Source organism: Caulobacter sp. BE254, from assembly GCF_031457295.1.
Taxonomy (GTDB): Bacteria; Pseudomonadota; Alphaproteobacteria; order Caulobacterales; family Caulobacteraceae; genus Caulobacter.
Genome location: NZ_JAVDWJ010000002.1, coordinates 294,500 through 320,183 on the forward strand (window position 1 = coordinate 294,500; position 25,684 = coordinate 320,183).

Below are 25,684 nucleotides of genomic sequence, written 5' to 3' on the forward strand. Positions count from 1 at the left end.
CCGCCTGTTGCTCCGCCAGCCCTCGCGCCACGCCGTTTTAGTGTTCCATGCCCGGCCGGCCCTGGAGACGCGAGGTTTGGTCCAAAAGGACCGCCGACGGAGCTTCCCGCTCGATCGCCCCCCGCCGCCGCATCGGTCGCTGGCCATGCGCCCTTTCCCTGCGTCGAGGTGAGGTCAGGATAAGGGCGGTCTGGAAGGGTGGGGATCAAATCGGGTCGAAAAAGTTCAGGGCGTTGGAATCGTGGGGCTTTGCTGGCTGAACGCCGAGCGCAACCGGGGACGTGCTCTCACGGCAGGGCCTCGCAGATCGATCCACGGCCGTCGGGTGAGTGCATGTCCCCAACGCCATCCACGGCGTCGTGAGACCTCAACACCAAACTCAGCGGCTCCGCTGGGGACACGCACTCACAACCGACGCCCTGCAAACCGGCCGGCGCTCTGCCGTGAGTGCGCGTCCCCGCCCCCCTAGACACCACTGCCCCGCGCGCGCCATATCCGCCCATGCGCGACCACGACGCCGACGTCATCATCGCCGGAGCCGGCATGGCCGGGACCACCCTGGCGCTCGCCCTGGCCTCGGCGGGGGTCAAGGCCCTGCTGGTCGATCCCCAGCCGTTCGACGCCCAGCTGGCGGAAAGCTTCGACGGCCGCTCGTCGGCCATCGCCTATTCGTCTTTCCGCCAGTGGCGGGCGATCGGGGCCGGCGAGGCCCTGGCGCCCCACGCCCAGCGCATCGAGCAGATCCTGGTCACCGACGGCAAGACGCCGGGGCCAAGCACGGGCGGCCCCTCGCCGTTCTTCCTGCGCTTCGACAGCGGCGAGATCGCCGACCGTTCCGAGGGCGAGCCCCTGGGCTATCTGATCGAGAACCGCCAGATCCGCGCCGCCCTGGCCCGGACGGTGCTTGACAAGGGCGTCACCGTGCTGGCCCCGACGGCCGCCAAGGCGCTGGAGGTCACCCCCGCCGGCGCGACCCTGACCCTGACCGACGGTCGGACCCTCAGCGCGCCGCTGGTGGTCAGCGCCGAGGGGCGCAACGGCGTCCTGCGCAAGGCCGCCGGCATCGGCGACATCGGCTGGAGCTACGGCCAGAGCGGCGTGGTGGCCACCGTCCGCATGGAGCATCCGCACCAGGGCGTGGCCCACGAATATTTCCTGCCCAGCGGCCCGTTCGCCATTCTTCCGCTGACGGACAATCGCGCCAGCCTGGTCTGGACCGAGAGCACCGACCGCGCCGAAGCCTTGCGTCATGCTTCGCCGCAAGCCTTCCACGCCCACCTGATGCGGCGGTTCGGCGAGTTCCTGGGCGCGGTCGAGATGGCCGGTCCGACCTTCGTCTATCCGCTGTCGCTGTCGCTGGCCGAGCGGCTGGTCGCCCCGCGCCTGGCCCTGATCGGCGACGCCGCCCACGGCGTGCACCCGATCGCCGGCCAGGGCCTGAACCTGGGCCTGAAGGACGCCGCGGCCCTGGCCGAGGTGGTGGCCGAAGCCCTGCGCAATGGCGAGGACATCGGCGCCGAGGCTACGCTCGAGCGCTACGCCCGCTGGCGGCGGTTCGACAACGTGTCCAACGCCCTGGCCTTCGACGGCTTCGTGCGCCTGTTCTCCAATGACAACCCGCTGCTGCGCCTGGCGCGCGGCGTCGGCATGGCGGCGGTCAACCGCATCGCCCCGGCCCGCCGGTTCTTCATGCACGAGGCTGGCGGCGGGGTCGGCGATCTGCCCAAGCTGCTGCGGGGCGTGGCGCTTTAACGGTCCTCCCTCTGTGGGGGAGGCGATCGCGGAGCAATCGGTGGGGGGAGTGTTGATGAGGCGGGATGACTCCCCCCTCCGTCGGCTGCGCCGACACCTCCCCCACGGGGGGAGGATCTTCAGCGCGGCCGCTACTCTTCCAGGCTGCGGGCTTCCTCGGGCAGCATGATCGGCACGCCGTCGCGGATCGGATAGGCCAGCTTGGCCGTGTTGCTGATCAGCTCGCCCCGGGCCCGGTCGTAGAACAGCGGCGCGCGGGTGACGGGACAGACCAGCACCTCCAGCAGGCGCGGGTCCAGATCGGCGGGCGGGGGCGGGGGTGCGGCGGTCATGGGGCGTTTCTAGGCGGTTTCAGAGCGCAAGCAAATCGATCAAGGGATCTTCCCTTCCCTCGCGGGGAGAAAAGGCGGTCACTGGATCATCGTCGGGTCTTCGTCGTCGCCCGCCGCCGCGTCGATCTCCAGCAGGGCCACCAGGGTCTCGCGGCGTTCGGCCAGGGTCGGGGCTTCCAGCAGGGCCTGCTTCTCGACCGGCTCGAACGGCAGGGCCATGGCCAGGCTGTTGATCAGGGCGTCGGACGGCGCGGCCTCGGCGCTGCTCCAGTCGATGGCCAGGCCGCGATGGTCCAGATAGCGGCGCAGGGCGTCCAGCAGGGACGAGGGGTCGCCGGACGCGGCGCTGTCGGGCGTTCCCTCGCGCAGGTCGGCCTCGAAGGCCGTGAAGTCGGCGCGGACCTGGCGATAGGGTCCGCGGGCCGGCAGCTCGTCGCCGACCCGGAAGCGGCAGACCCCGGTCAGGGTGACCAGGTAGCGGCCGTCGCTGGTCTCGGCGAAGCTGGTCACCCGGCCCGCGCAGCCCACCGGCGCCAGGTTGGGCCGTTCGGCCTCGCCGCCCGGACGGGTCTGGACCATGCCGATGATCCGCTCGCCCGACATGGCGTCGTCGAACATGTTCAGGTAGCGCGGCTCGAAGATGTTCAGCGGCAGCTGGCCGCCCGGCAGCAGCAGGGCGCCGTCCAGCGGGAACACCGGGATCACCAGCGGCAGGTCGTCCGCCCTTCGATAGGATCCTGGCATGCGACGCTCCCTTATCCGACCCACCTGGCCTAACTGAACAGGATCGATGACAGCCGCTTGCGGCCGGCCTTGGCTGTTTCCGACGCATAGCCGGCGGCCTCGAAGACGGTCAGCAGCTGCTTGCGGGCCGCCTCGTCGTTCCAGGCACGGTCGCGTTCGATGATGGTCAGAAGATGGTCGGAAGCGGCCTGAAGCTGGCCGGCGCCGGCCAGGGCCTTGGCCAACTCGAAGCGGGCCTCGTGATCGTCGGGGTCGGCGGCCAGGCGCCGTTCGAACGGCGCGGTCTCGGACGGCGCGTCCTCGGCCAGGGCCAGGGCGGCGCGGACGCTTTCCAGATCGGGGTCCTTGGCGCCGGCCGGGGCCGTGGCCGCCACCTCGCGGGCGCCCTCCAGGTCGCCGCCGGCCAGGTAGCAGCGGGCCAGGCCGCCGATCGCCTTGACGTTGGCGGGGTCCATCTGCAGCACCTGGGCGAAGGCCTGGGCCGCGCCGCCCAGGTCGCCGAGGTCCAGCGACTCCTTGGCCATGCCCAGCAGGGCGTCGACGTCGCTCTCGGCCGGCGGTCCGGACAAGCGTCCGATAAACGCCTTGATCTCGCTCTCGGGCACCGCGCCCTGGAAGCCGTCGACCGGCTGGCCGTTGACGAAGGCGTAGACGGTGGGGATCGACTGCACGCGCAGCTGGCCCGAATAGCCGGGGTTCTTGTCGACGTCGATCTTGACCAGCTTGACCGCACCGCCGGCGGCGTTGACCGCCTTTTCCAGGGCTGGGGTCAGCTGGCGGCACGGGCCGCACCAGGTGGCCCAGAAGTCGACGATGACCGGCTGGATCTTGGAGGCCTCGATGACGTCGGCCAGGAAGCTGGCGTCCGTGCCGTCCTTGATGTGCGCGCTCTTGGCCCCCCCTTGCCCATTGGGGCCGCCGGCTTGGATGGGAGCGGGTTTTTCGCCGATCAGGGCCATGGGGTCTCTCTGAATACGCGGGTCTTGAACGCACGGGGCGCCGAATGGATCGGCGGGGGCGGGAGGGAAACGTCGCTCCTGGCGGCCAAGATGGTCTCTCGGCGCGCGGTTCGCAATCGGTCGATCCGCTTAATGAACGACCGCCATGGCGGCGAAATCGACGACCATCGGCGTGACCCCCAGCGCGGCCAGGAACCGGCGAAAGCCCGCCTGCGACACGGCCGTGGTGGCGTCGTTGGACAGGGGGTGGAAGTTGACCGGATCGGCCTTGGCTAAGCCTGCGTCGAGCACGAAGCGCACGCGATGGTCGGTGTCGTTGATCAGGCCAAAGGCGGTGACCGAGCCCGGCGTCACGCCCAGGGTCTCCATCATCAGTTCCGGATTACCGAACGACAGCCGGCCCGAACCGATCACCGTGTGCAGGCGCTTGAGGTCGATCGCCGTCTCGCCCAGGGCCGAGATCAGCCACAGCTGTCCCCTGACGTCCTTGAGAAACAGGTTCTTGGTGTGGCCGCCCGGCAGGGCCGCCTTGATCTCCTGCCCCTCCCCCACCCGGAACACCGGAGAATGGTCGAGGGTGGAATGGGCGACGCCGTGAGCGTCGAGGAAGGACAGCAGGTCGGCGCGGGTCTTCATGAGGGACTTCCTAGCCGAGCCCGCGCCCGCTAGACCAGACGGCAAAGCAGGCCCCACCAAAACTGGTTCGAGAAGAGACCCGCATGGAACTGGAGTGCTACCCCACCGAAGCCCGTCCGCCCGAGATCGTGCCGGGCCGGCCGCAACGGGCCTGGATGGACCATTTCGCCGACCGCCATCCCTATCGCTGCCTGCCCCTGACCATGGCCAACACCACCGGCTGGGAGATCCTGTGCCCGGTCGGGTTCACGGCCACCTGGGATGGCGGGGCGCACCAGAACTGCATCACCTTCCGCGCCGACCATCCGCATCCGGGCTTCGACGACTTCGTCAAGTCGCACTTCTCGCGCGGCACCATCACCTTCCACACCGGCTACCTGTTCCGCACCCCGCCGGGCTGGTCGATCTGGACCATGGGTCCGCCAAATCATATCAAGGATGGTGTCCAGCCGCTGGCTGGGCTGGTCGAGACCGACTGGCTGCCCTTCCCCTTCACGATGAACTGGATCTTCACTCGCCCCGGCACGGTGCGCTTCGAGAAGGGCGAGCCGTTCTGCTTCTTCATGATGATCCAGGACAAGCCGCTGGAGCAGGTGCAGCCGGTGATCCGGTCGATGAACTCCAATCCGGACCTGCGCAAGCAGTACGACACCTGGGCGGCCAAGCGCGGCGAGTTCAACGCCCGGATCTTCAAGCGCGAGCCCGAGGCGATGAAGGAGGCGTGGCAGCGCTTCTACTTCAAGGGCGAATACCCGGAGGAGGTCGAGGCCCCGGCCCCGGCGGCCCACGTCAACAAGCGCCGGCTGAAGGCGCCGAAGGTCGGGTGAGGACGCGACCGCACCGTACGCCGCTGTCGATCAAAATCCTGGTGGTGGTCTGGTCGCTGATCGGTCTGCTTCAGCTCGCGACGAACAGCAGGATCCCGGCGTCGGGAATCACCCTCTGGTGGCTCACAACGCTCTCAGCGGCTCTAGGCTTTGTGACCTACCAAGCGATCGCTCTGTGGCGCCTCAGCCGATGGCCGATTGTCCTGCAATCGATCAGCTTCGGTCTGATCTTGCAGAATCGACATCAGGCGGGTTTTGACTGGCGAGCGCACTATCCCTTGCTAGGCATATTCGTCTTCGTGATCCCCACGGCCCTCTACTTCGCGCTCGTCCTGCCCCATTGGCGCAAGACGAACTGGTCCCTGTTCGGGCGGCCGTATTCACCGCCCGAGAACCAGGTCGAGGTCTTCGCCTAGGCAGCCTCCACGGTTGTCATCCCGGAAGCCTCGCAGAGGCTGTCCGGGACCCAGGGGACTGTGCCAAAGCCGTGCATCCGCCCCTGGATCCCGGACAAGCGCTGCGCGCTTTCCGGGATGACAGCTGATTTGAGCACCCCCTTACTTCAGCGCGTAAGCGATCACCTGATCCCCGATCGGCGTCTCCATGAAGTGGTGGCCGCCTGTCATGATGACCAGGTACTGCTTGCCGCCGACGTCGTAGGTCATCGGCGTGGCCTGGCCGCCGGCCGGCAGCACGTCCTGCCAGACGGTCTTGCCGGTCTTCAGGTCGATGGCCCGGATCAGGTTGTCGGTGGCGGCGGCCACGAACACCAGCCCGCCGGCCGTGACCACCGCCCCGCCGTTGTTGGGCGTGCCGATGTTCAGCGGCAGGTGCGAGGGGATCCCGAACGGGCCGTTGGTGCGGGCCGTGCCGAACGGGCGGTCCCAGATCGTCTTGCCGGTCTTCAGGTCGATGGCGCGGATGCCGCCATAGGGCGGCTCCTTGCACAGCAGGCCGGTGAACGGCAGCCGCCAACCGGCGTTGACGTCGATGGCGTAGGGCGTGCCCACCTGCGGATCGCCCGCCCCTTCCGCGCCCTTCTTCATCGAGCCGCCGCGGGCGTCGCCGCGCGGGGTCCAGCCCTTGGCGTCGGCCTCCTTGCGGGGCACCAGGCGGTTGTAGTTGGGCATGTCGTTGTAGTTGGCGACGATCACGCCGCGGCTGGGATCGACGGCCACGCCGCCCCAGTCGGAACCGCCGTTATAGCCGGGGTATTCGATGTAGCGGCGGTCGGCGACCGGCGGGGTGAAGAAGCCGTCGTACTTGGCGCGCTTGAACTGGATGCGGCAGATCATCTGGTCGACCGGCGACATGCCCCACATCCGCTTCTCGGTCAGGTCGGGCTTGCGCAGGCTGTGGTACAGCGAGAACGGCTGGGTCGGGGCGCGCTGCTGCGGCTCCAGTCCGCCCTGCGGCACGGCCCGCTCCTGCACGCCGGTCAGCGGCCGGCCGGTGCGCCGGTCCAGCACGAAGACGTCGCCGCGCTTGCTGGGCAGCACCACGGCGGGAACCGGACCGCCGGCGGTCGGGAAGTCGACCAGTGTGCCCTGCGAGCCCAGGTCGTAGTCCCAGACGTCGTTGTGCACGGTCTGGAAGCTCCAGCGCGGCTTGCCGGTGGTCACGTCCAGGGCGACCAGCGAGGTGGAGTACTGCTTTTCCAGCGGCGAGCGGCTGGAGCTCCAATAGTCGGCGGCGCTGACCCCCAGCGGCAGGTAGACCAGGCCCAGGGCCTCGTCGCCGGTGGCCGTGGTCCACATGTTGGGCGTGCCCTTGGTGTAGGTCTGGCCTTGCGGCGGCAGGGTCGCGATGTCCGGCCGGACCATGTCCCAGGCCCAACGCAGGGCGCCGGTCACAGCGTCATAGCCCTGGATCGTCCCCGACGGCGCGTCGCGCCGCTGGCCGTCCAGCACCTGGTGGCCGGTGACGATCACGCCGCGCACGATGGTCGGGGCCGAGGTGATCGACAGCATGCCGGGCGCCGAGGGGCCCATGCCGGCGGCGGTGGAGACCTGGCCATTGGTCCCGAAGTCGGCGCAGGGGACGCCGGTGCGGGCGTCGACGGCGATCAGCCGGGCGTCCAGCGTGCCTTCGATGATCCGGGTCGCGCAGGCCTGGGCGGGATCGGCGCCCGGTGTGGCGTAGTAGGACACCCCCCGGCAGGCGGCGGTGTAGGGGATGGCCTCGTCGGGCACCTTCGGGTCGTAGCGCCAGCGGGTCTGGCCGGTGGCCGCGTCGATGGCGATCATGATGTTCTTGGGCGTGCAGACATAGAGGGTGTCGCCCACCTTCAGCGGGGTGTTCTCCGCGCCGTACTTGCCCTCGGCGGCCGCGCTGGGCATGTCGCCGGTGCGGATCATCCACACCCGTTGCAGCTTGCGGACGCTGATCGGGTTCAGCTGGGCCAGCGACGAATAGCGCTGGCCGGCATAGGTGCCGCCATAGGCCGGCCAGTCGACGCCGACCCGCATCAGCGAGGGGTCGTTGTCGGTCATGGCGGCGACGGCCGGCAGCGGCCCGTCGACCCGGGCCTTGTTGGCTCCGGCCACCACCACCCCGCCGACGATCAGGAACACCGCCAGGGCCGCGAAACCGACCAGCGACTTGCGGCGGCCAGGCGGCCCGGGGTCGACCACCGGCAGGGCGGCCAGCACCAGGACCAGCAGCACGGTGGGGGCGATCACCCGCGGCACCAGCGCCCAGCCGTTCAGCCCGACCTCCCACAGCGCCCACAGCACAGTGGCGATGAACACGCCGACATAGATCCAGGCGCCCAGCGCCCGTCGCCGCACCAGCAGTCCGCCGGACACCAGCAGGCCCAGGCCCGCCAGCACGTAGTAGGGCGAGCCGCCCAGCGCGGCCAGCCAGGCGCCGCCGATCGTCAGGACCACGCCGATCAGCGCCAGGACCACGCCCAGCAGCATGACCGCCCAGCCGCCGGCGCCCTTCCGTGAAGATGCCAGGGACGCCATCGCCATGCTCCGCGCTGAACGGTCGTAGGCGGATTGAACCTGTTCGACGAGCCATCGGTTCCTCGCTGGAGGGGCTATCGCATACGGTTTCGCACCGAAAGCCTGTCATCCCGGACAAGCTCGGCGCAGCCGAGCGCCGATCCGGGACCGCCGAAAGCTCTGAGTCCACGTCCTGGTCCCGGATCTTCGCGCCGCGCGCTCGCCCGGGATGACAACCGCTTTTTGGTCTCAGGCGACAGCCCGATCTCGCGAGATGGTGACCACAGAACACTCTGCTTGACAGAGTATGTGAATCTGATAACTCTGCATTACAGAGCGCTCTGGGCGCGAACTTCAAAGGAGGGTGCGATGGGCATTTCCAAGACCGAGGCGGCGTCCGCGCTGGCCGATATCGAGAGCACGACCGGCCGCGGCCGACTGCTGAAGGGCTACCAGGTCGGCGGGCCGATCCTGATGGTCTGGGGCGTGGTGTGGGCCCTGGGCTACACCGCCATGGGCGTGCTGCCGCCCGAACGCTGGGGCCTGGCCTGGCTGGTGCTGGACGCGATCGGCATCGCGGCGAGCCTCCTGCTCGGCCGCCGCCCCAGGGGAACCGCCCAGAGCGGCGCCAAGGCCGGGCAGGGCTGGAAGACAGTGGCCGGCGTCCTGACGATCCTGGTCTTCATCGCCGCGACCTTCACGGTGTTCCGGCCGACTTCCCTCGACCCGGCCATGGTGTTTCCCGGCCTGGTGGCGGGCCTGGTCTATTGCGGCGTCGGTATCGCCTATGCGCCGCGCTACCTGTGGATCGGCGCCAGCGTGTTCGTCGCCACCCTGATCGGCTGGTTCTTCTTCCAACCGTGGCTGGCCTTCTGGATGGCGGCGGTCGGCGGCGGCGGGCTGTTCGTGGGCGGCCTCTGGCTGCGGAGGGCGTGAGCGTGGCCGAGCTGGACGAACTGATCCACCAGCCGCTGCGGCTGAAGATCATGGCCGCGCTGCACGCCGAGCGCGACGCCGATCCGGTGGAGTTCTCGCGCCTCAAGGCCGTGACCCAGGCCACCGACGGCAACCTCGGCAGTCACCTGAACACCCTGGAAAAGGCCGGCTATGTGGCGATCGCCAAGGACTTCGTCGGCAAGAAGCCTCGCACCCGCGTCGCCCTGACCCCCGCCGGCCGCAAGGCCTTCCGCCGCCATGTCGACTATCTGCGCGCCGTGGTCGAGGGCGTGGACGACGACTAGGCGCGCCCTCTCGCAACCCGCAAAAACGAGGCTCCGATGAGCATCACGGTTCTGTCCCGCCTTGCCGCCGGCGTGCTCGCGCTGGGCATGGCCTTCGGCCCCGCCCAGGCGGACGAGCGCCGCTTGCCGGACACCTTCTGGGGCGGCGAAACGGCGGAAGCCGCCGCTCTGGAGGCCCGGGACCTGGCGAAGAAGGGCACGATGGGCGTGGCCGATCACGCCATGGTCGCCGCCTGCCACGACCGGTCGGTCCAGATCGGCCTGGACATCCTGCGCCGAGGCGGCACGGCGGCCGACGCCTTCATCGCCGTCACCTTCGCCGACTACGTGCAGACGCCAGGCGCCAGCAGCCTGGCCGGACCGATGGCCGCCCTGGTCTACGACGCCCGCTCCGGCCAGGTGACCAGTCTGGGCGCGCCGCTGAAGACGGTGCGCGGCCTGGACGGCCAATGGACGACGGGCCAGACGGCCGTCGGCAAGCAGGTGCTGGTCCCCGGCGCGGTCGCCGGACTGGAGGCCCTGCATCGGCGTGACGGCCGCCTGCCCTGGGCCGACCTGGTCCGCCCGGCCGCGCGGATGGCGCGCGAGGGCTTCGTCGTGACCCCGATCTACGCCGGCATAGCCAGCGCGTACGGCGCCGCCCTGCGCGCTTCCGACTATGGTCGGGCGACCTATTTCCATCCAGACGGCGCGCCGTATCGGGTCGGCGAAACCCTGACGCTGCCGGCCATGGCCGACACCCTGGACGGCGTGGCGCTGCAGGGAGCGGCCTATGTCCAGACCGGCCCCTGGGCCAAGGCGGCCGTCGCGGCGGTGCGGGCCCACGGCGGCGACATGACCGCCGCCGACCTCGCCGACTACCGCGCCGAATGGACGCCGCCGCTGCGGATCACCTATCGCGGCCGCACGGTCTACGGCCTTTCGGGTCACGACAGCGGTGGGACGCGGCTGCTCCTGGCGCTCAAGGCGCTGGAACATGGCGACATCGTCGCTCTCGGCCATCCCTCGCAATCGCTGGACGGTCTCGAAGCCATGGTCCGCGTCAGCCGCGCGGTCGCCGCCGAGCCGGCGCTGAACACCCACGCCTTCTTCGAAGATCCGGCCCAGCCGGCGGCGTTGCTGGCCGGACCGCGAGCCGGCGAGATCTGGACCGACGTCCAGGCCAGGATCGATCGCACGTCCCTGCCCGCCCCGGGATCGCACAGCTACGCCGTGACCGTGGTCGACGCCCAGGGCAATGCCGTGGCCGGCACGCACACGATCGAGTCCCTGCCATTCGGGACCAACGGGATCTTTGTCGGCGGCGTCCCGCTCAACAACACCGGCGTGCTGCACCCCTACACGGCTGATTCCGCCTACGCCACACCGCCCGGCCGCTATCTGGTCGAACCGATGTCGGCCGTTCTGACCTTCGAAGGCGACAAGCTGGTCCTGGCCGCAAGCACGTTTTCCGTCTCGCTGTGGCCGGGCGATTTCCAGATGGTTTCCAGCGTCCTGGACTTCGGCTGGGATCCCGAACGGGTCGCCCTGACCCCGCGATTTGGCGGCTACGGCCTGGACCTGGCCAAGATGAGCGCCGACCTGTCGGTCAACGTGATCGACAAGCGCTTCAAGGCCGAGGTGATCGACGCGATGAAGCGGCGCGGCGTGGCCCTCTCCCAGGCCGGCTATGTCGACACCGGCATGCTGGTGATGATCAAGCGCGATCCTCGGACCGGCCGGATGACCGGGTTCACCCCCGAGGCGCTGTCGGAGGGCCGCGCCGCCGGCTGGTGACGTCCCATCGAACGGAGCTACGTAGCCCCCCTTAGGGGGCGTCCGTTAGGGAGCGGCCCCGAATTTTCCGGGGCGGAGCCGAGGCGTATCACATCCTCATGACCGGCCCGACGCGGGCCGGCTCGGGGACAACCACCATGACCAGCCCAGCCATCGACCTGACCGTCCACCACAAGCCCGCCGGCGCCTCGGATCGCGTCGCCTACGGCTTCGTCAAGCTGCTGCGCTTCTTCGCCGACACCTTCTTCGCCAAGCGCTACGGCCACCGAGCCGTGGTCCTGGAGACCGTGGCCGCCGTGCCCGGTATGGTCGGCGCGACGCTGAACCACCTGAAGTGCCTGCGCCGGATGGAGGACGACCGGGGCTGGATCAAGACCCTGATGGACGAGGCCGAGAACGAGCGGATGCACCTGATGACCTTCATCCAGGTGGCCAAGCCGACGATGTTCGAACGCTTCGTGGTCGTGGCCGCCCAGTGGGTGTTCTACCTGTTCTTCTTCGGCCTCTATCTCGTCTCCTCCCGCACCGCCCACCGCGTGGTCGGCTATTTCGAGGAGGAGGCGGTGATCAGCTACACCCACTACCTGGCCGAGATCGACGAGGGCCGGTCCGAGAACGTGGCCGCGCCGCGGATCGCGCTGGACTACTGGAACCTGCCGGCCGGCGCGACCCTGCGCGACGTGGTCGAGGTGGTGCGGGCCGACGAGGCCCACCACCGCGACGTCAACCACGGCTTCGCCAACGAACTGCGCGGCCTGCCGCACGGCCAGATCGCGCCCTGCCCGCCGCACGTGGTGCTGGAACCGAACTGGAAGACGGCGGCCTGACGCCGCCCGCCAGCTCAGGTCCGCGCGCGCCCCGAGGCTCACCCCTCGGGGCGTTGTCCATGGGCAGCGAGCCGAACGCGGCTAGATCGCCGGCCCCATGCCGTAATAGGCCGCGATGTCGTCGCGCCAGTCGGGACCGGCGCCCAGCGTCTCCAGGTCCTCCCGGGTGAGCGCGGGCGCGGCCTTGAGGTCTTCCTTGCTCAGCGACACGACGTAGCCGGCCTTTTCGGGCTGGTATTCCAGGCGGTCCCACGGCAACGGATGCAACTTGTCGCCGATGCCGAGAAACCCGCCGAACGACAGGATGGCGTAGGTCACCTGGCCCGAAACCTTGTCGATCGACAGATTGTCGATATGGCCGATATGATCGCCCTCGCGGTTGAACACCGGCGTGCTGGTGACCCGATTGGCCATGATCATCGGATGGCCGGTCGTGGCGGGTGAAGTCGAGCCGTCCATGGGGAACCTCCCTTGGGGTTATTCCTCATGAACGGTTGAAGCGGCCGCGCCGTTGCGCCTCGTCAGACCGCCTTCACGGCCGAGACGATTGACCGGACCACCTTCTTGACCAGGGCCGGGTCGTCGCCCTCGGCCATGATGCGGATCAGCGGTTCGGTGCCGGACGGGCGGACGACGATGCGGCCCGCGCCGTTCAGCTGGGCCTCGCCGTCGGCGATGGCCTCCTTGACGGTCTTGTGCTCCAGCGGCTTGCCGCCAGCGAAGCGGACGTTCTCCAGCAGCTGGGGCACCGGCTCGAACTGCCGGCCCAGGGCGCTCATCGGCTGGCCGGTCTGGATCATCACCGCCAGAACCTGCAGGGCCGCGATCAGACCGTCGCCGGTGGTCGAGAAGTCCGACAGGATCACGTGGCCCGACTGCTCGCCGCCGATGTTGAAGCCGCCCTCCCGCATGCGAGCCATCACGTAGCGGTCGCCGACGCTGGTGCGCTCCAGCGTCAGGCCATTGTCGGTCATCAGCCGTTCAAGGCCCAGGTTGGACATCACGGTGGCGACCACGCCGCCCGCCTTCAGCTTGCCGGCCTTGGCCAGGGCCAGGGCGATGATGGCCATGATCTGGTCGCCGTCGACCACCACGCCCTTCTCGTCGCAGATCACCAGCCGGTCGGCGTCGCCGTCCAGGGCGATGCCGATGTCGGCCCGATATTCCCGGACCAGCTTGGCCATGGCTTCCGGGTGGGTGGAGCCGCATTCGGCGTTGATGTTGGTCCCGTCGGGGGTGACGCCGACCTCGATCACCTCGGCGCCCAGTTCGTAGAGCGCCGTGGGGGCGACGCGATAGGCCGCGCCGTGAGCGCAGTCGATCACCACCCGCAGGCCCGACAGCGACAGGTGGCGCGGGAAGGTGGCCTTGACGATCTCGACATAGCGGGCCTGGGCGTCGTCGATGCGCTTGACCCGGCCCAGGCCGCGCGGCGGCGCCAGGCCTTCCTGCAGGCCCTCGTCCATCAGGGCTTCGATCTTCAGCTCCTGCTCGTCCGACAGCTTGTAGCCGTCGGGGCCGAACAGCTTGATGCCGTTGTCGGCGAAGTCGTTGTGGCTGGCGCTGATCATCACGCCCAGGTCGGCCCGCATCGAGCGGGTCATCATCGCCACGGCCGGAGTCGGCAGCGGGCCGAACAATCGCACGTCCATGCCGACGCTGGCGAAGCCGGCCACCAGGGCCGGTTCGATCATGTAGCCCGACAGGCGGGTGTCCTTGCCGATCACCACCAGGTGGCGGCGGTCGTCCTGCGAGCGGAACAGCTTGCCGGCCGCCAGGCCGACCCGCAGAGCGACCTCGGCGGTCATCGGATGCTTGTTGGCCTGGCCGCGGATGCCGTCGGTGCCGAAATAGGCGCGCTTGCTCATGGTGGTCTGGTCTCGCCCGAGCGTGACAGCGTCACGCTCAAATTGTTCGGTTTGGATCATTCCTTCGGAATGATCCGGGGGTCTAGATCGGACAGCGTAATGATCCGAAATGCAGATTTATGAGGGCTGGATCTGCACGAATGCTAAAGGCCCAGCGCGAAATAACCCGTGTCATAGCCATAGTCCCAGGCGCGGCGTTCTACAAAGGATCATGGCCCATGTGCGGCATCATCGGCATCGTCGGAAAAGAGCCCGTCGCCGGGCGCCTGGTCGACAGCCTCAAGCGGCTGGAATATCGCGGCTACGACTCGGCCGGCGTGGCGGCCGTCGTTGACGGTAAAGTCGAGCGGCGGCGGGCCCAGGGCAAGATCAAGAACCTCGAAACGGTGCTGGCCGAGCAGCCGCTGGTCGCCCGCAACGGCATCGGCCACGTCCGCTGGGCCACCCACGGCGCGCCCAACGTCGTCAACGCCCACCCCCACACCGCCGGCCGCGTCACCCTGGTGCACAACGGCATCATCGAGAACTTCGCCGAGCTCAAGGCCGAGCTCAAGGCCGCCGGCCGCACGTTCGAGAGCGACACCGACACCGAAGTCATCGCCCAGCTGATCGACGCCGAACTGGCCACGGGCCTGGCGCCGCTGGAGGCGTTCAAGGCCACCCTGGACCGCCTGACCGGGGCCTACGCCCTGGCGGTGCTGGTCGAGGGCGCCGACGACCTGATCCTGGGCGCGCGTCGAGGAAGCCCCCTGGTGGTCGGCGAGGGAAAGGGCGAGATGTTCCTGGGCTCGGACGCCCTTGCCGTCGGCCCGTTCACCAACCGGGTGATCTATCTGGAAGAGGGCGACTACGTGGCCATCGACCACGACAGCGCCCGGATCTTCGACGCTTCGGGCGCGTCCGTCCAACGCCCCGTCAAGGTGGTCCCCGCCTCGGCGGTAATGATGGAGAAGGGCAACTACCGGCACTTCATGGAGAAGGAGATCCACGACCAGCCGGAAGGCTGCCAGCGGACGATCGCCGCCTATGTCGACGCCCTGACCGCCCGCGCGGCCGTGCCCGGCGACATCGACTTCAAGGCCTTGGAGCGCATCCAGATCGTCGCCTGCGGCACCTCCTACATCGCCGGGGTGATCGGCAAGTACCTGATCGAGCAGCTGGCCGACCTGCCGGTCGACGTCGAGATCGCCTCGGAGTTCCGCTACCGCCAGCCGGCCCTGCGGCCCGGCTCGCTGGTCATCGCCATGTCGCAGTCGGGCGAGACCGCCGACACCCTGGCGGCCCTGCGTTACTGCAAGGCCAAGGGCATGAAGAGCGCCGTGGTGGTCAACGCCCAGGAATCGACCATGGCCCGCGAGGTCGACGTGGTCTGGCCGATCCACTGCGGCCCCGAGATCGGCGTGGCCTCGACCAAGGCCTTCACCGCCCAGGTCAGCGTGATGATCGCCCTGGCCGTCGCCGCCGCCAAGGCGCGTGGGACGATCGACGCGGCCGAGGAGCAGCGGATGGTCCGGCTGATGCTGGAGGCCCCGCGCCTGATCGCCGAGGCCATCGGCCTGGAGGACGCCCTCAAGGAGATCGCCGTCGACATCGCCAAGGCCCGCGACGTGCTGTTCCTGGGCCGCGGCCCGATGTCGGCCCTGGCCCTGGAAGGCGCGTTGAAGCTGAAGGAGATCAGCTACATCCACGCCGAGGGCTACGCCGCCGGCGAGCTGAAGCACGGCCCGATCGCCCTGGTCGACGACCAGACGCCGATCATCATCCTGGCCCCCTATGACAGCTATTTCGAGAAGTCGGCCTCGAACATGAGCGAGGTGATGGCGCGCGGCGGCCAGGTGGTGTTCATCACCGACCCACAAGGCGCCAAGCACGCCCCGGCCGGCGCCCGGGTGGTGGTCACCGCCCCGGCCAGCGACCCGCTGGTCTCGACCCTGGTGATGTCGGCCCCGATCCAGCTGCTGGCCTATCACGTGGCCGTGGTGAAGGGGGCGGACGTCGACCAGCCGCGCAACCTCGCCAAGTCCGTCACCGTGGAATAGTCCGCGCCGGCCGCCCCGCGCCTGGTCGAGTCTTCCGGCGGCGGCGGGAATGGCTGGCCGTCGCGGACCGCCGGCCATAGAGTGCGCCGAACGGTGGCGATGGATCGCTGACGATTTGAAAGCCCCTGACTTGATCAGACAGTACGGATGGTCCGATCTGCTGGCGCGGGCCTTCGAAGGTCACGCACGGGCTGGCCACGCGCCGGGGCGTGTCGTCGTCCAGCAGCGGAACGGCTATGGGGTGATCACCGACCAGGGTGAGCTGCGCGCCAAGCTTTCCGGCCGCCTGCGTCACCAGGCCCAGGAGGCCGGCCACCCCGCCGTGGGAGACTGGGTGGCGCTGTCGACGAACCTCGCCGAACGCACGGCCACCATCCACGCCGTCCTACCCCGCCGCACCGCCTTCGTGCGCCGGGCCGCCGACAGCGTGCAGACGCCGCAGGTCATCGCCGCCAACATCGACCTGGCCTTCGTCGTCACCTCGATGAACGCCGACCTCAATCCCCGCCGGATCGAACGCTATCTGGCCGCCGCCTGGCAGAGCGGCGCGCGCCCCGTGGTGGTGCTGACCAAGTCGGACCTCTGCATCGAGTCGGGCCCGCAGGCCGCCGAGATCGCGGCCCTTGCGCCGGGCTGCCCAGTGATCATGGTTTCGGCCCGGCAAGGCCTCGGCCTCGACGCCCTGCTGGCCCATCTGGCGCCGGGCGAGACCTGCGTGCTGATCGGCTCGTCCGGCGTCGGAAAGTCCACCCTCCTCAACGTGCTCCTGGGCGAACAACGCATGGCGACCCAGGCGATCCGCGAATCCGATGACCAGGGACGCCACACCACCAGCCACCGCCAGCTGGTCCTGCTTCCCGGCGGAAGCATGATCGTCGACACCCCCGGCGTGCGGGAGGTCGGGCTGATCGACGCCGAAGACGGGGTCGGCATGGTGTTCGACGATATCGAGCGCCTGGCCGAAACCTGTCGATTCAACGACTGCAGCCACGCCAACGAACCCGGCTGCGCGGTTCGCGACGCCCTGCAAAGCGGGACTCTCGATGCGGACCGCTGGGCGCACTTCCAGAAGCTCGGCCTCGAATTGGCGGCGGTGGAGGAGAAGGCCGAACGCGCCGCCAGGGACGCCGAACGCCGCCGCCAGGGCGGGCTGCAAAAAGTCTACCGCGCCACCAAGAGGAACGACCGGGGTCCCCACTGAAGTTTTTTCGGAATCCGGACCACGCCCGCGAGCGAACCGGGCTAGGTGAGGGTTCCAGATTCACGAGAGATGACCATGCCCGCCTATACCATCGTCACGACCAGTGCGACCCAAGGCAGCGATGCGGCGGAAGTCAGCACGCTGACGGACGAATTCGCCAACGAGAGCGAAGTCCTGGGCTATTCGCGCCGGATGGCCGAGGAGATGGCGGGCTTCGCCCATCAGCTCTCGCTGGACTTCGACTACAGCACCATCGGTCTCTACGACGGCGACCTGATCGACGAGGATCTCGATCCGGACCATCCCGCGTTCGTGGGGGCGTGGGTGCTGGACGAAAACGGCGCGGTCTTCGTCCCGGCGGCTGAATTCCGCGACGAGGCCGCTGGACCGGACGGCGCTGTATAGCGGCGAACCTGCCGCGAACGTCGAGGACGCCGCCGGCGCCGCGTCAGCCGTACTCGCGGTCGTCGCACGTCGCGAGACGCCGCTCGAACGGCGTCCAGACGGCGTTCGCCAGGGCGGCCAGCGCCAGGATCAGGGCCAGGCCGCAGGCCAGCGCCAGGCCGTAGGCCGGGCCGCCGAAGACGTCGCTCGCCACGCCCATGGCCAGGGGCGCGATCACCGCGCTGACGCAGGTGAAGAACAGGATGACCCCGGCCACCGCCCCGTGCTCGGCCTTGGGAAAGCCGCTGATGCCCTTAGAGTTCAGGGTCGGATAGACCACCGACATGAACAGGCCCGACAGCGGCAGCAGGACCGCCGCCCCGGCCTGTCCGCCGACCAGGGCGCCGGCGAAACAGGCCAGGATCGCCACGGCGCAGATCGCCAGCACCAGGGTCCACTTCAGGCGGGCCAGCATCCAGGCGCCCAGGAACCGGCCGCTGGCCCGCAGCACGAAGAAGATCGGCAGGGCGAAGGCCACGAGCCCGACGCCCGGGCCGCGATAACCCGCCAGCAGGGTCGGCATCCACACATAGATCGCCGTCTCGACGCCGACGTACAGCATGGCCGCGGCGCTGAAGACCAGGGCGTGCGGATCGCCGGCGACGCGCAGCACCCCGGCCAGGTCGACCGGCTCGCCCTGGCCCTGCGGCGCGGGATAGCGGATCAGCAGCGCCGTGATCGTCAGGACCACGCAAAGACCGCCGGCGATCACATAGAGCCACTTCCACGACGTGCCCGCCGCCAGCAGCGCCGCGACGATGGCCGGCCCGAGGATGGCGCCCACGCCGAAGAAGCCCTCCACGGCGTTCATGGTCGCGGTGTGGTCGCGGGTCGAACGGGAGATGTCGCCGATCAGGGCCAGGGCGCCGGTCTTGAACACGCCGATCGCCGCGCCCGACACGAACAGCAGGACCACGAAGACGGCGAACCGTTCGGCTACGGCGAAGACCAGGGCCGAGGCCGCGAACCCGACCAGGCCGACGATGATCGTCGCCTTGCGACCGATGCGGTCGGCCAGGAACCCCAGGCACAGGCCCGACAGGGCGATGCCGCCCATCGTCGCGTAGTGGAAGGCGCCGGCCGCGGTCAGGTCCAGGCCGAAGGTCTTGATGATCTGCGGGATGATCACTCCCACCGCGTCGGTGGTCATGGCGAACATCATGAACATCAGGAACGTCATCAGCTTGATCAGCCGGATGTTCGACGCGCGCGGGCCTGAAGCGGCGGGAGTCATGGGGTCACCAGCCAGACGAGGTCGTAGGGCCCCAGGTCGATTGTCTCGCCGGTTCGCTCTCGTCCGGTCAGCACGTCGCGCGTCGCGGCCGAAAAGGTCGCCGGCAGGAGGGTGGAGCGCGGGATATCCGTGAGATTGGCCAGACAGAGCAGGCTCCGCGCGCCCTCGGTCCGTTCGAAGGCGAGGATCGCCGGCGATCCCAGGTCGACCGGCCGGGCCGGGCCAGCGACGCCGAGGTCGGTCAGCGCCCTGGCCCGGTCGCCAAGCTGGCGGAAGTGCGTGAAGAGCTCGGCTTCCAGCGTCCCGGCCCGATTCCGGCGCGCGGCCGCCCTCCAGTCCATCGCCGGGCGATGCAGCCAGCGCCCGTCGGTCGCGCGCAGCGGATCATCCGCATAGGCCTCGTCATTCGGCAGGCCGATCTCGTCGCCCATATAGATCAGCGGCCAGCCGTCCAGGGCGTGGATGACGCCGTAAAGCAGGGCCAGGCGCTCGGCGCCCGCCGACCCTGGCCCCTCGCCCGGCGCCAGACCGGCCAGGGCCGCGGCCATGCCGTTGGTCGACGGCGCGCCGCCGCCGGCGGTCTGGAAGGCCCGTCCGTGCGAGAATCCGCCGCCCTGGCCATAGAAGGCCGACCACCGGTCCAGGTCCCGCGGCGAGGCGTAGGCCGCCAAGGCGTTCCAGATCACGTCGTCGTGGCAGCGCACATAGTTGAGCCAGGCCGCGCGTCGCGGCTTGCCGGCCGAGGCCGCCAGGCAGCGGTCGAAGACGCCGGCGTCGCCGTCGGCCAAGGCGCCCCAGAGCGCGGTCATCACCGCGTTGTTGTAGGCCAGGTCGCAGCCGCTTCCGTCACGGCCGAAGAACGGCAGGACGTCGTCCAGGCTTTCGATCGCCTCGGCCACCAGCACCGTCGACGGCGCGATAATGGCCAGGGCTTCGCGCCACGCCTCGACGATCGCATAGGCCTGGGGTCGGTTGCGGCTGGTCGTCCCGGCCGCCTTCCAGAGATAGGGCGCGCTGTCGAGGCGGAAGCCCTGCACGCCCTTCGCGGCCAGGAACACCAGGACCTCCAGCATCTCGGCGAAGACCGCCGGATTGGCGTAGTTGAGGTCCCATTGGAACGGATAGAAGGTCGTCCAGACATGGCCGTCCATGTCCGGGTCGAAGGTGAAGCTGCCCGGCGCGGTGTCGGGAAAGACATCGACCAGATGCCGCTCGCGTTCGGCGGCTTCTTCGGCGTCCAGCGTGATGTAGTAGTCGCGATAGGCCTGATCGCCGGCCCGGGCGGCCGCGGCCCAGGCGTGTTCGCGGGCCGTGTGGTTGCAGACGACATCCAGGATCAGGCCCATGTCGCGGTCTCGCAGGTCGGCGGCCAGGGCCTCCAGATCGTCCATGTCGCCCAGGCGCGGATCGACCTGGCGGTAGTCGGCCACGGCGAAGCCGCCGTCGCTGTCGCCCGGACGGGACTTGAGCAGCGGCAAGGGATGCAGCCAGCGCACGCCCAGGTCGTCGAGATAGTCGAGGCGTTTCCGCACGCCCGGGAGATCGCCGGCGAAACGGTCGACATAGAAGGTATAGACGCCCTGGCCCGGCGCGCCGAGCCAGTCGGGAGACGCCTCTCGGCGCGCGTCGAGGTCGCGCAACGCCGGCGGACGCGCGATCGCCGCCGCCCAGACCCGGTCCTTAAGCGCCGCGACGAAGGTCGCCCAGCGCGGGTTCCCGCCATAGACCTCGGCCAGTTTCGCCTCAAGTCGCGGCCAGTGGGCCAGGCACCGACGCCCGACGTCGTTCTCATGCGGATCCGTCGCGGGCGGAACGGAAGGGCTCGTGGACGTCATGGAAAGTCGCAATCCAGCTAGACGAACGCCAACCGCCATCCGGCGTCGAGGCGGCGCGGAGGCTCAAAGAGGGCGTCGGCTACACTTGGATATCGCAACAACAAAGGATTGCAATGATAAATGCAATCCTTTGCATTTGAGGAATACGTCTGTTGGCGCCCAACTCAAGCCGTGTCGCGCCGGACGAGCACGGGGATCATCTGGACCGAGGCGGCGTCTTCGCCCGCGATGCGGGCGAACAGGGCGTCGACCATCGCCTTGGCGCCGGTGGCGATGTCCTGCCGGACGGTGGTGAGGCGTGGCACGGTCTGGGCGGCCAGCGGAATATCGTCATAGCCGACCACCCGGACCTGGTCCGGAACGACCTTGCCCCTGTCGGCGAGCACGCGCAGCGCCGTCATGGCGATCACGTCGGACGCCGCGAACACGCCGTCGATGTCCTCGCCGGCCTGGGCGATATGGGCGGAGATCTCCCGCTCCATGACGTCGGAGGCCAGGTGCACGTCAAACTGCAGCGGGGCGGGCAGGCCCTGCGCCTGCAAGGCCGCGCACAGGCCGGCATGGCGCTGGCCGATTTCCGGCGTGCGGACCTCGCCCAGGAAGGCGATGCGGCGCGCCCCGGCCGCCGTCAGGCGTTCGCCGGCCAGCCAGCCGCCGGCGAAATTGTCGGTGCCGACCGAGCAGTGTCTCTGGCCGGACCAATGGCTGCCCCAGGCGACCAGGGGCCGATAGTGGGCCGCGGCGCGCTCGATGGCCTCGAACTGGTCCGATTGGCCGATCAGCAGCACGCCGTCCAGCATGCCCGAGCCGATGATCGCTTCCAGCCAGTCGGCGGTGTCGGGGATGACCCGCGACAGCATGATGTCGTAGCCGTTCTCGGTCAGGGCGTCGGCGAGGTGACCCAGCATCGTCATGAAGAACGGGTCGGACAGGTGCTGGCGCTTCTCGTGACCCAGCGGCACCACGACGCCGATGACGCCCGTGCGCTGGGCCCGCAGCCGCCTGGCCATCTGGTTGGGGCGGAAGCCATGCGCCTGGGCCAGCGCCTGGATGCGAGCCTTGGTGTCGGTCTTGACCAGCGGACTGTCGGCCAGGGCGCGCGAGACGGTCGCGGTGTTCACGCCGGCGATCTTGGCCAGGTCGGCAAGCGTGCGGATGCGAACCGGCTTTTCCAGAGACCTTCCCCTTCTTCGATCGGCGCTTGCGGCGAGAGCCCCTGCGCCTGTCCAACCCCACGGAGCTGTACGGCAATCCGATTCACCCGCCTAGCCCAGGGGGCTTTCGGCCCGGGCGGCCGTCGCAATCCATGTTGCCTTTCATACAAACGATTGCAATATGGCGCTCAAAAATGGGGAGCCGGCAATGAACCGCGTTGAGCGTCTGGTGATCCTGGGCGGCGGCACGGCCGGCTGGATGGCGGCCACCGCCCTGGCCAAGACCTTCGGGTCCCGACTGAAGATCGATCTTCTGGAGTCCGAGGCGATCGGCACGGTCGGCGTCGGCGAGGCGACCATCCCGACGATCCAGTGGTTCAACGACCTGATCGGCCTGGACGAAGCCGCGTTCGTTCGCGCCACCAAGGCCACCTACAAGCTGGGCATCGCCTTCGTCGACTGGGCCCGTCCGGGCAGCCGCTATTTCCATCCGTTCGGACGCTACGGCGTCGACCTGGGGCCCGTTCCCTTCCACCAGCGCTGGCTGAAGGCCCGCGCCGAGGGGTTCGACGGTCCGCTGTCGGCCTTCTCGCTGGCCACCCAGCTGGCGACCGCCAACCGGTTCGCCAAGCCGGTCGACGAGGCGCGGTCGATCCTGTCGACGCTGGGCTACGCCTACCAGTTCGATGCGACGCTCTATGCGCGGTACCTGCGCGGCCTGTCCGAAGCCGCCGGCGTCACGCGGCACGAGGGCAAGCTGGAGACGGTCGAGCGCGCGCCCGACACCGGCTTCGTCACCGCCCTGACCACTGATCGCGGCGAGCGGATCGAGGGCGAGCTGTTCCTCGACTGCTCGGGCTTTCGCGCCCTGCTGATCGACGGGGTGATGGAGGCCGGCTTCGAGGATTGGTCGCACTGGCTGCCCTGCGACCGCGCCGTCGCCGCGCCCTGCGCCCGGGTGGCCGAGACCACGCCCTACACGCGCGCGACCCTGCGCGAGGCCGGCTGGCAATGGCGGATTCCCCTGCAGCACCGCACCGGCAACGGCTACGTCTATTCCAGCGCCTTCCTTTCGGACGACGAGGCCGCGGCGACCCTGCTGGCCGGCCTGGACGGCGCGGCGCTGGACGCGCCGCGCTTCCTGCGGTTCAAGGCCGGCTTCCGGCGCGAGACCTGGCGCAAGAACGTGGTGGCCATAGGCCTGTCGTCCGGCTTCCTGGAGCCGCTGGAGTCGACCAGCATCCACCTGATCCAGAGCGCCATCGCCAAGCTGATCACGCTGTTTCCCGACCAAGACTGCGACCCGGGTCTGGCCAGGCAGTTCAACACGCTGTTCGGCCGCGACATGGACGGGATCAAGGATTTCCTGATCCTGCACTATCACGCCACCGAGGGGCACAAGTCGCCGCTTTGGCGGCATACGCGCCACATGGCGTTGCCCGATAGCCTGGTCGACAGGGAGGAGCAGTATCGGCGCGCCGGACGGCTGATGCTGACGCCCGACGAGCTGTTCCGCGAGGCCAGTTGGCTGGCCGTACTCGAAGGCCAGGGGGTGCGCGCCGAGGGCTACAGCCCCCTGGCCGACACGCTGGATCCGGCCCTCAACCGCCAGCAGCTGGAGCAGATCGCGGCGGTGATCGCGCGGGCGCCACCGACCTTGCCGAAGCACGACGACGCCATCGCCGCCCTGCTCGGAAGCTCGGCCTAGCCCGGGCAGCGGTTCCATTCGGGCGCCGCGCCCACGCCGATGACGGGCTGGTTAGCCTTCGCGGCCGGACGCCCCGATTCAAGAGGGGGCCGCACCGCCAGATAGACCGTGCTCCACAGCTGCGCCGCGTTCGACTCGTCGACATCGGCCTTGCCCGCGCCGAACGGCACGACCTCGTAGCGACCGTTCCGGAAGGCCCAGGACCACAGTTCGGAGCTCTGCACCGCGCGGGTGGCGCGGATCGCCCGCCACAGCTCGGCCTGAGCCGCGACCAGCTTGGCGCGCAGCGGCGCGGGCAGGTCGCACCGGGCCAGTTGCCGCTCGAGCCCGGCGGCCAGCAGCGCCTGCTGCCAGGACCAGACCACGGCGCCGTGATAGGCGGCCGGGGTGAAACGGGCCTGCGTCTCACGATCGGCGAAGGCGGCGTTGGCGACCACCAGGCCGACGTCGGTCATCAAGCCCGCCGGAAAGGGACGCATCGTCGCTGTGACATAGGTGTCCAGATCCGCCGCCGAGGGATGGCCGAACAGCAGGGCGAAACCCTCGTCGGAATTGACAATCGGCACGGGCTTGCCCGTGGCGTCCAGCGACAGGGCGTGGAACACCAGCGCTCGCCCGGCCAGGGCCTTCAGGGCCGGGGCGGCGGGAACGCCCAAGCTGTCGGCGTAGGACCGGATCGATACGGCCGCCTCGGCGGCCGGCAGCTCGACCCGGAACAGCGGCGGCGCCCGGGCGCGCCAGACCTGGGCCATCCGGCCGGCGTCGGCGAACAGCGCGCGATCCTCGGCCGAAAGATAGGGGTCCAGCAGGCCGGCGCGGAACAGGCGGTCGGCCGCCTCGATCGCGGCCGGCACGAGGGCGGCGTTGACGTTGTAGGGATAGATCCCGCGGCCCAGCCCTTCGTTGCTGTCGCGCCACTCCCCGGTCATCCGGCCGGGCTTGATCGAGACCAGCGTCCGAGCCGAGGGGGCGTCAGCGAACCCGCGGCCCTGGTTCAGCACGAAGCGCAGGTTGCTGACCAGCATGGCGCCGGTCGGCGTGCGGACGCCGGGCTGGCTCTCCCTGGCCAAGGGCTGGGCCAGCCAGGTCCGCGCCCGCGCCTGCCCGGGGCCTTGCAGGTAGTCGGCGGCGACGGCGCCCAGCATGTAGTCGTCGTCGACCATGCCGTAGTCGAGCTCGGCCGCGTCGCCGTCGCGGCCGACCTTGCGGTTCTGGACGACGGCGAACTCGCCGATGCCCTCCTCGTGCGCCACCTCGCCGCCGGGCGACAGCCGGGCCAGCACCGAATTGAGCCCCGCCTCGACCGCCGCCGGCCGCAGGGCGGGCATCAACAGCCGCACCGACATCAGGGTGTCGCGGCCGAAATAGGTGTTGAAGCGCCAGGATCCGGCCAGGAACTTCTCGCGATAGCTGAGAAAGGCCAGGGCGTCGCGGACGCCGGGATCGGCGGCCGCCTGGGCGTCGAGCAGCTGCCCGACCGGCAGCGGCGTCAGCGGCGTATCGCCGCTCAGCGCCGTGATCTCCAGCGCGATCCGTCCGTCGGGTCCCGCGACAATGGCGCCCTGGTCGATGCGGCCGCCGATGACTCGGATCGTCAGCGCGTAGCCGGGCCCGCCGTCGAGGCGGGCGCGCCGCCAGGTGAGGGTGTCGCCCTGGATCTTCGGTTTGGTCGCGACCTCAGCCGGAAAGCGGCCGACCGCCTGATAGTCCCGCAGGTAGCGGACGTTGGAGAGCACTGCCTGCTTGGCGACCAGTCTTGGCGCGTCGAGGCTGGCGCGGGCGATCACGCCGTTGAGCGCACCACGGCGGAGCGGCTTTGGCGGCTGGTCCAGACGCCAGGTCGCCGGCTTGGCCGTCGGCTCGAACCACAGGCCCACGCCGCTGTTGCCGGCCGGGAAGGCGACTAGGATGCGCGGATCGACGCCGTTGCGCAGCAACAGGTGCGCGGCGACCGTGTCCTCGCGGACAAAGGCGTTGAGGTTCTGGCCCTCGGTCAGCTGGTAGGCCAAGTCCGGCCTGGCCAACGCCTGGCTCGAGACGCTCAGCGACAGCAGGACGCCGGCGGCCGCCCATCGAAAGTTCTTGAACATCCAGCCTCTCCAACCGCGCGAAAAGCGACGGACGCTGGCGCGTCCGCCGCCTAGTCTCCTCGCCGCGTC

Annotated in this window: 22 protein-coding genes; 11 read left to right on the forward strand and 11 right to left on the reverse strand. The window is 69.5% G+C overall.

Annotated features, from left to right (window positions below; all coding sequences use genetic code 11):
* The first annotated feature begins 501 nt into the window (after nucleotides 1–501).
* Nucleotides 502–1,752, forward strand: a complete 1,251-nt coding sequence (locus tag J2X41_RS05530) for a UbiH/UbiF/VisC/COQ6 family ubiquinone biosynthesis hydroxylase (protein ID WP_310080281.1) — start codon at nucleotides 502–504, stop codon at nucleotides 1,750–1,752.
* A gap of 131 nt (nucleotides 1,753–1,883) precedes the next feature.
* Here J2X41_RS05530 and J2X41_RS05535 read toward each other — a convergent pair whose 3' ends face one another.
* The 4 genes from J2X41_RS05535 to J2X41_RS05550 all read right to left on the reverse strand — a co-directional run bounded on the left by J2X41_RS05535 (nucleotide 1,884) and on the right by J2X41_RS05550 (nucleotide 4,423).
* Nucleotides 1,884–2,084 carry a Trm112 family protein gene (locus J2X41_RS05535; RefSeq protein WP_310080282.1) on the reverse strand — a complete coding sequence of 67 codons (201 nt, stop codon included), beginning with the start codon at nucleotides 2,082–2,084 and terminating at the stop codon, nucleotides 1,884–1,886.
* A gap of 78 nt (nucleotides 2,085–2,162) precedes the next feature.
* A complete protein-coding gene (locus J2X41_RS05540) occupies nucleotides 2,163–2,828 on the reverse strand; it encodes an LON peptidase substrate-binding domain-containing protein (RefSeq protein WP_310080284.1) in 666 nt (221 codons plus the stop codon).
* Nucleotides 2,829–2,857: 29 nt separating this feature from the next.
* Complete coding sequence (locus tag J2X41_RS05545; protein ID WP_310080285.1) at nucleotides 2,858–3,787, reverse strand: co-chaperone YbbN; 930 nt, start codon at nucleotides 3,785–3,787, stop codon at nucleotides 2,858–2,860.
* A gap of 129 nt (nucleotides 3,788–3,916) precedes the next feature.
* On the reverse strand, nucleotides 3,917–4,423 hold the full coding sequence (locus J2X41_RS05550) for a prolyl-tRNA synthetase associated domain-containing protein (RefSeq protein ID WP_310080286.1): 507 nt from the start codon (nucleotides 4,421–4,423) through the stop codon (nucleotides 3,917–3,919).
* 83 nt (nucleotides 4,424–4,506) lie between these two features.
* Between J2X41_RS05550 and J2X41_RS05555 the strand changes: the two genes are divergently transcribed.
* Complete coding sequence (locus J2X41_RS05555) at nucleotides 4,507–5,250, forward strand: DUF6065 family protein (RefSeq protein ID WP_310080287.1); 744 nt, start codon at nucleotides 4,507–4,509, stop codon at nucleotides 5,248–5,250.
* On the forward strand, nucleotides 5,247–5,666 hold the full coding sequence (locus J2X41_RS05560; RefSeq protein ID WP_310080288.1) for a hypothetical protein: 420 nt from the start codon (nucleotides 5,247–5,249) through the stop codon (nucleotides 5,664–5,666). Before J2X41_RS05555 ends, J2X41_RS05560 begins: the two co-directional genes overlap by 4 nt.
* 141 nt (nucleotides 5,667–5,807) lie before the next feature.
* Here the strand turns inward: J2X41_RS05560 and J2X41_RS05565 are convergent, their stop codons facing one another.
* Complete coding sequence (locus J2X41_RS05565) at nucleotides 5,808–8,219, reverse strand: membrane-bound PQQ-dependent dehydrogenase, glucose/quinate/shikimate family (protein ID WP_310080290.1); 2,412 nt, start codon at nucleotides 8,217–8,219, stop codon at nucleotides 5,808–5,810.
* 348 nt (nucleotides 8,220–8,567) lie between these two features.
* On the opposite strand from J2X41_RS05565, the gene J2X41_RS05570 reads away from it, so the two are divergent.
* The 4 genes from J2X41_RS05570 (at nucleotide 8,568) to J2X41_RS05585 (ending at nucleotide 12,042) form a co-directional block, all read left to right on the forward strand.
* Nucleotides 8,568–9,134, forward strand: a complete 567-nt coding sequence (locus J2X41_RS05570) for a hypothetical protein (RefSeq protein ID WP_310080292.1) — start codon at nucleotides 8,568–8,570, stop codon at nucleotides 9,132–9,134.
* Between the two features lie 2 nt (nucleotides 9,135–9,136).
* Nucleotides 9,137–9,439, forward strand: coding sequence for a transcriptional regulator (locus tag J2X41_RS05575; RefSeq protein WP_028040149.1), 303 nt, complete (start codon nucleotides 9,137–9,139; stop codon nucleotides 9,437–9,439).
* A gap of 36 nt (nucleotides 9,440–9,475) precedes the next feature.
* Nucleotides 9,476–11,215: a gamma-glutamyltransferase gene (locus J2X41_RS05580; RefSeq protein WP_310080295.1), complete on the forward strand. Its 1,740-nt coding sequence runs from the start codon at nucleotides 9,476–9,478 to the stop codon at nucleotides 11,213–11,215.
* Between the two features lie 137 nt (nucleotides 11,216–11,352).
* Nucleotides 11,353–12,042, forward strand: a complete 690-nt coding sequence (locus J2X41_RS05585; protein WP_310080298.1) for an alternative oxidase — start codon at nucleotides 11,353–11,355, stop codon at nucleotides 12,040–12,042.
* An 81-nt stretch (nucleotides 12,043–12,123) separates the two neighbouring features.
* On the opposite strand, the gene J2X41_RS05590 is transcribed toward J2X41_RS05585, so the two are convergent.
* Complete coding sequence (locus tag J2X41_RS05590) at nucleotides 12,124–12,501, reverse strand: PRC-barrel domain-containing protein (protein ID WP_310080302.1); 378 nt, start codon at nucleotides 12,499–12,501, stop codon at nucleotides 12,124–12,126.
* Nucleotides 12,502–12,563: 62 nt separating this feature from the next.
* Nucleotides 12,564–13,910 (reverse strand): phosphoglucosamine mutase, encoded by a 1,347-nt coding sequence (gene glmM, locus J2X41_RS05595; protein WP_028040147.1) that lies wholly within the window; start codon nucleotides 13,908–13,910, stop codon nucleotides 12,564–12,566.
* Between the two features lie 218 nt (nucleotides 13,911–14,128).
* Here glmM and glmS point away from each other — a divergent pair, with 218 nt between their 5' ends.
* The 3 genes from glmS (at nucleotide 14,129) to J2X41_RS05610 (ending at nucleotide 17,555) form a co-directional block, all read left to right on the forward strand.
* Entirely contained in the window at nucleotides 14,129–15,949 is a 1,821-nt protein-coding gene (glmS, locus tag J2X41_RS05600; RefSeq protein WP_310080305.1) for a glutamine--fructose-6-phosphate transaminase (isomerizing), read from the forward strand.
* 130 nt (nucleotides 15,950–16,079) lie between these two features.
* A complete protein-coding gene (rsgA, locus tag J2X41_RS05605; RefSeq protein WP_310080308.1) occupies nucleotides 16,080–17,150 on the forward strand; it encodes a ribosome small subunit-dependent GTPase A in 1,071 nt (356 codons plus the stop codon).
* Nucleotides 17,151–17,225: 75 nt separating this feature from the next.
* Nucleotides 17,226–17,555, forward strand: a complete 330-nt coding sequence (locus J2X41_RS05610; protein WP_310080311.1) for a hypothetical protein — start codon at nucleotides 17,226–17,228, stop codon at nucleotides 17,553–17,555.
* Between the two features lie 43 nt (nucleotides 17,556–17,598).
* Here J2X41_RS05610 and J2X41_RS05615 read toward each other — a convergent pair whose 3' ends face one another.
* The 3 genes from J2X41_RS05615 to J2X41_RS05625 form a co-directional block, all read right to left on the reverse strand.
* Nucleotides 17,599–18,828, reverse strand: a complete 1,230-nt coding sequence (locus tag J2X41_RS05615; RefSeq protein WP_310080313.1) for an MFS transporter — start codon at nucleotides 18,826–18,828, stop codon at nucleotides 17,599–17,601.
* Nucleotides 18,825–20,663 (reverse strand): alpha-amylase family glycosyl hydrolase, encoded by a 1,839-nt coding sequence (locus J2X41_RS05620; protein ID WP_310080316.1) that lies wholly within the window; start codon nucleotides 20,661–20,663, stop codon nucleotides 18,825–18,827. The genes J2X41_RS05615 and J2X41_RS05620 overlap by 4 nt, the downstream gene beginning before the upstream one ends.
* A gap of 164 nt (nucleotides 20,664–20,827) precedes the next feature.
* Nucleotides 20,828–21,838, reverse strand: coding sequence for a LacI family DNA-binding transcriptional regulator (locus J2X41_RS05625; RefSeq protein WP_310080727.1), 1,011 nt, complete (start codon nucleotides 21,836–21,838; stop codon nucleotides 20,828–20,830).
* A gap of 187 nt (nucleotides 21,839–22,025) precedes the next feature.
* On the opposite strand from J2X41_RS05625, the gene J2X41_RS05630 reads away from it, so the two are divergent.
* Complete coding sequence (locus J2X41_RS05630) at nucleotides 22,026–23,525, forward strand: tryptophan 7-halogenase (protein ID WP_310080318.1); 1,500 nt, start codon at nucleotides 22,026–22,028, stop codon at nucleotides 23,523–23,525.
* Here J2X41_RS05630 and J2X41_RS05635 read toward each other — a convergent pair.
* Nucleotides 23,522–25,615 (reverse strand): hypothetical protein, encoded by a 2,094-nt coding sequence (locus J2X41_RS05635; RefSeq protein WP_310080321.1) that lies wholly within the window; start codon nucleotides 25,613–25,615, stop codon nucleotides 23,522–23,524. The genes J2X41_RS05630 and J2X41_RS05635 overlap by 4 nt on opposite strands.
* Between the last annotated feature and the right edge of the window lie 69 nt (nucleotides 25,616–25,684).

What these genes read in the sequence shown, in the direction of transcription:
- J2X41_RS05610 (WP_310080311.1), top strand. Translation starts at nt 17,226, where the DNA reads ATGCCCGCCTATACCATCGTCACGACCAGTGCGACCCAAGGCAGCGAT.
- J2X41_RS05620 (WP_310080316.1), bottom strand. Translation starts at nt 20,663, where the DNA reads ATGACGTCCACGAGCCCTTCCGTTCCGCCCGCGACGGATCCGCATGAG.
- J2X41_RS05615 (WP_310080313.1), bottom strand. Translation starts at nt 18,828, where the DNA reads ATGACTCCCGCCGCTTCAGGCCCGCGCGCGTCGAACATCCGGCTGATC.
- J2X41_RS05545 (WP_310080285.1), bottom strand. Translation starts at nt 3,787, where the DNA reads ATGGCCCTGATCGGCGAAAAACCCGCTCCCATCCAAGCCGGCGGCCCC.
- J2X41_RS05555 (WP_310080287.1), top strand. Translation starts at nt 4,507, where the DNA reads ATGGAACTGGAGTGCTACCCCACCGAAGCCCGTCCGCCCGAGATCGTG.
- J2X41_RS05565 (WP_310080290.1), bottom strand. Translation starts at nt 8,219, where the DNA reads ATGGCGTCCCTGGCATCTTCACGGAAGGGCGCCGGCGGCTGGGCGGTC.
- J2X41_RS05580 (WP_310080295.1), top strand. Translation starts at nt 9,476, where the DNA reads ATGAGCATCACGGTTCTGTCCCGCCTTGCCGCCGGCGTGCTCGCGCTG.
- glmS (WP_310080305.1), top strand. Translation starts at nt 14,129, where the DNA reads ATGTGCGGCATCATCGGCATCGTCGGAAAAGAGCCCGTCGCCGGGCGC.
- J2X41_RS05630 (WP_310080318.1), top strand. Translation starts at nt 22,026, where the DNA reads ATGAACCGCGTTGAGCGTCTGGTGATCCTGGGCGGCGGCACGGCCGGC.
- glmM (WP_028040147.1), bottom strand. Translation starts at nt 13,910, where the DNA reads ATGAGCAAGCGCGCCTATTTCGGCACCGACGGCATCCGCGGCCAGGCC.
- J2X41_RS05530 (WP_310080281.1), top strand. Translation starts at nt 502, where the DNA reads ATGCGCGACCACGACGCCGACGTCATCATCGCCGGAGCCGGCATGGCC.
- J2X41_RS05550 (WP_310080286.1), bottom strand. Translation starts at nt 4,423, where the DNA reads ATGAAGACCCGCGCCGACCTGCTGTCCTTCCTCGACGCTCACGGCGTC.
- J2X41_RS05585 (WP_310080298.1), top strand. Translation starts at nt 11,353, where the DNA reads ATGACCAGCCCAGCCATCGACCTGACCGTCCACCACAAGCCCGCCGGC.
- J2X41_RS05635 (WP_310080321.1), bottom strand. Translation starts at nt 25,615, where the DNA reads ATGTTCAAGAACTTTCGATGGGCGGCCGCCGGCGTCCTGCTGTCGCTG.
- J2X41_RS05590 (WP_310080302.1), bottom strand. Translation starts at nt 12,501, where the DNA reads ATGGACGGCTCGACTTCACCCGCCACGACCGGCCATCCGATGATCATG.
- J2X41_RS05570 (WP_310080292.1), top strand. Translation starts at nt 8,568, where the DNA reads ATGGGCATTTCCAAGACCGAGGCGGCGTCCGCGCTGGCCGATATCGAG.
- J2X41_RS05535 (WP_310080282.1), bottom strand. Translation starts at nt 2,084, where the DNA reads ATGACCGCCGCACCCCCGCCCCCGCCCGCCGATCTGGACCCGCGCCTG.
- J2X41_RS05540 (WP_310080284.1), bottom strand. Translation starts at nt 2,828, where the DNA reads ATGCCAGGATCCTATCGAAGGGCGGACGACCTGCCGCTGGTGATCCCG.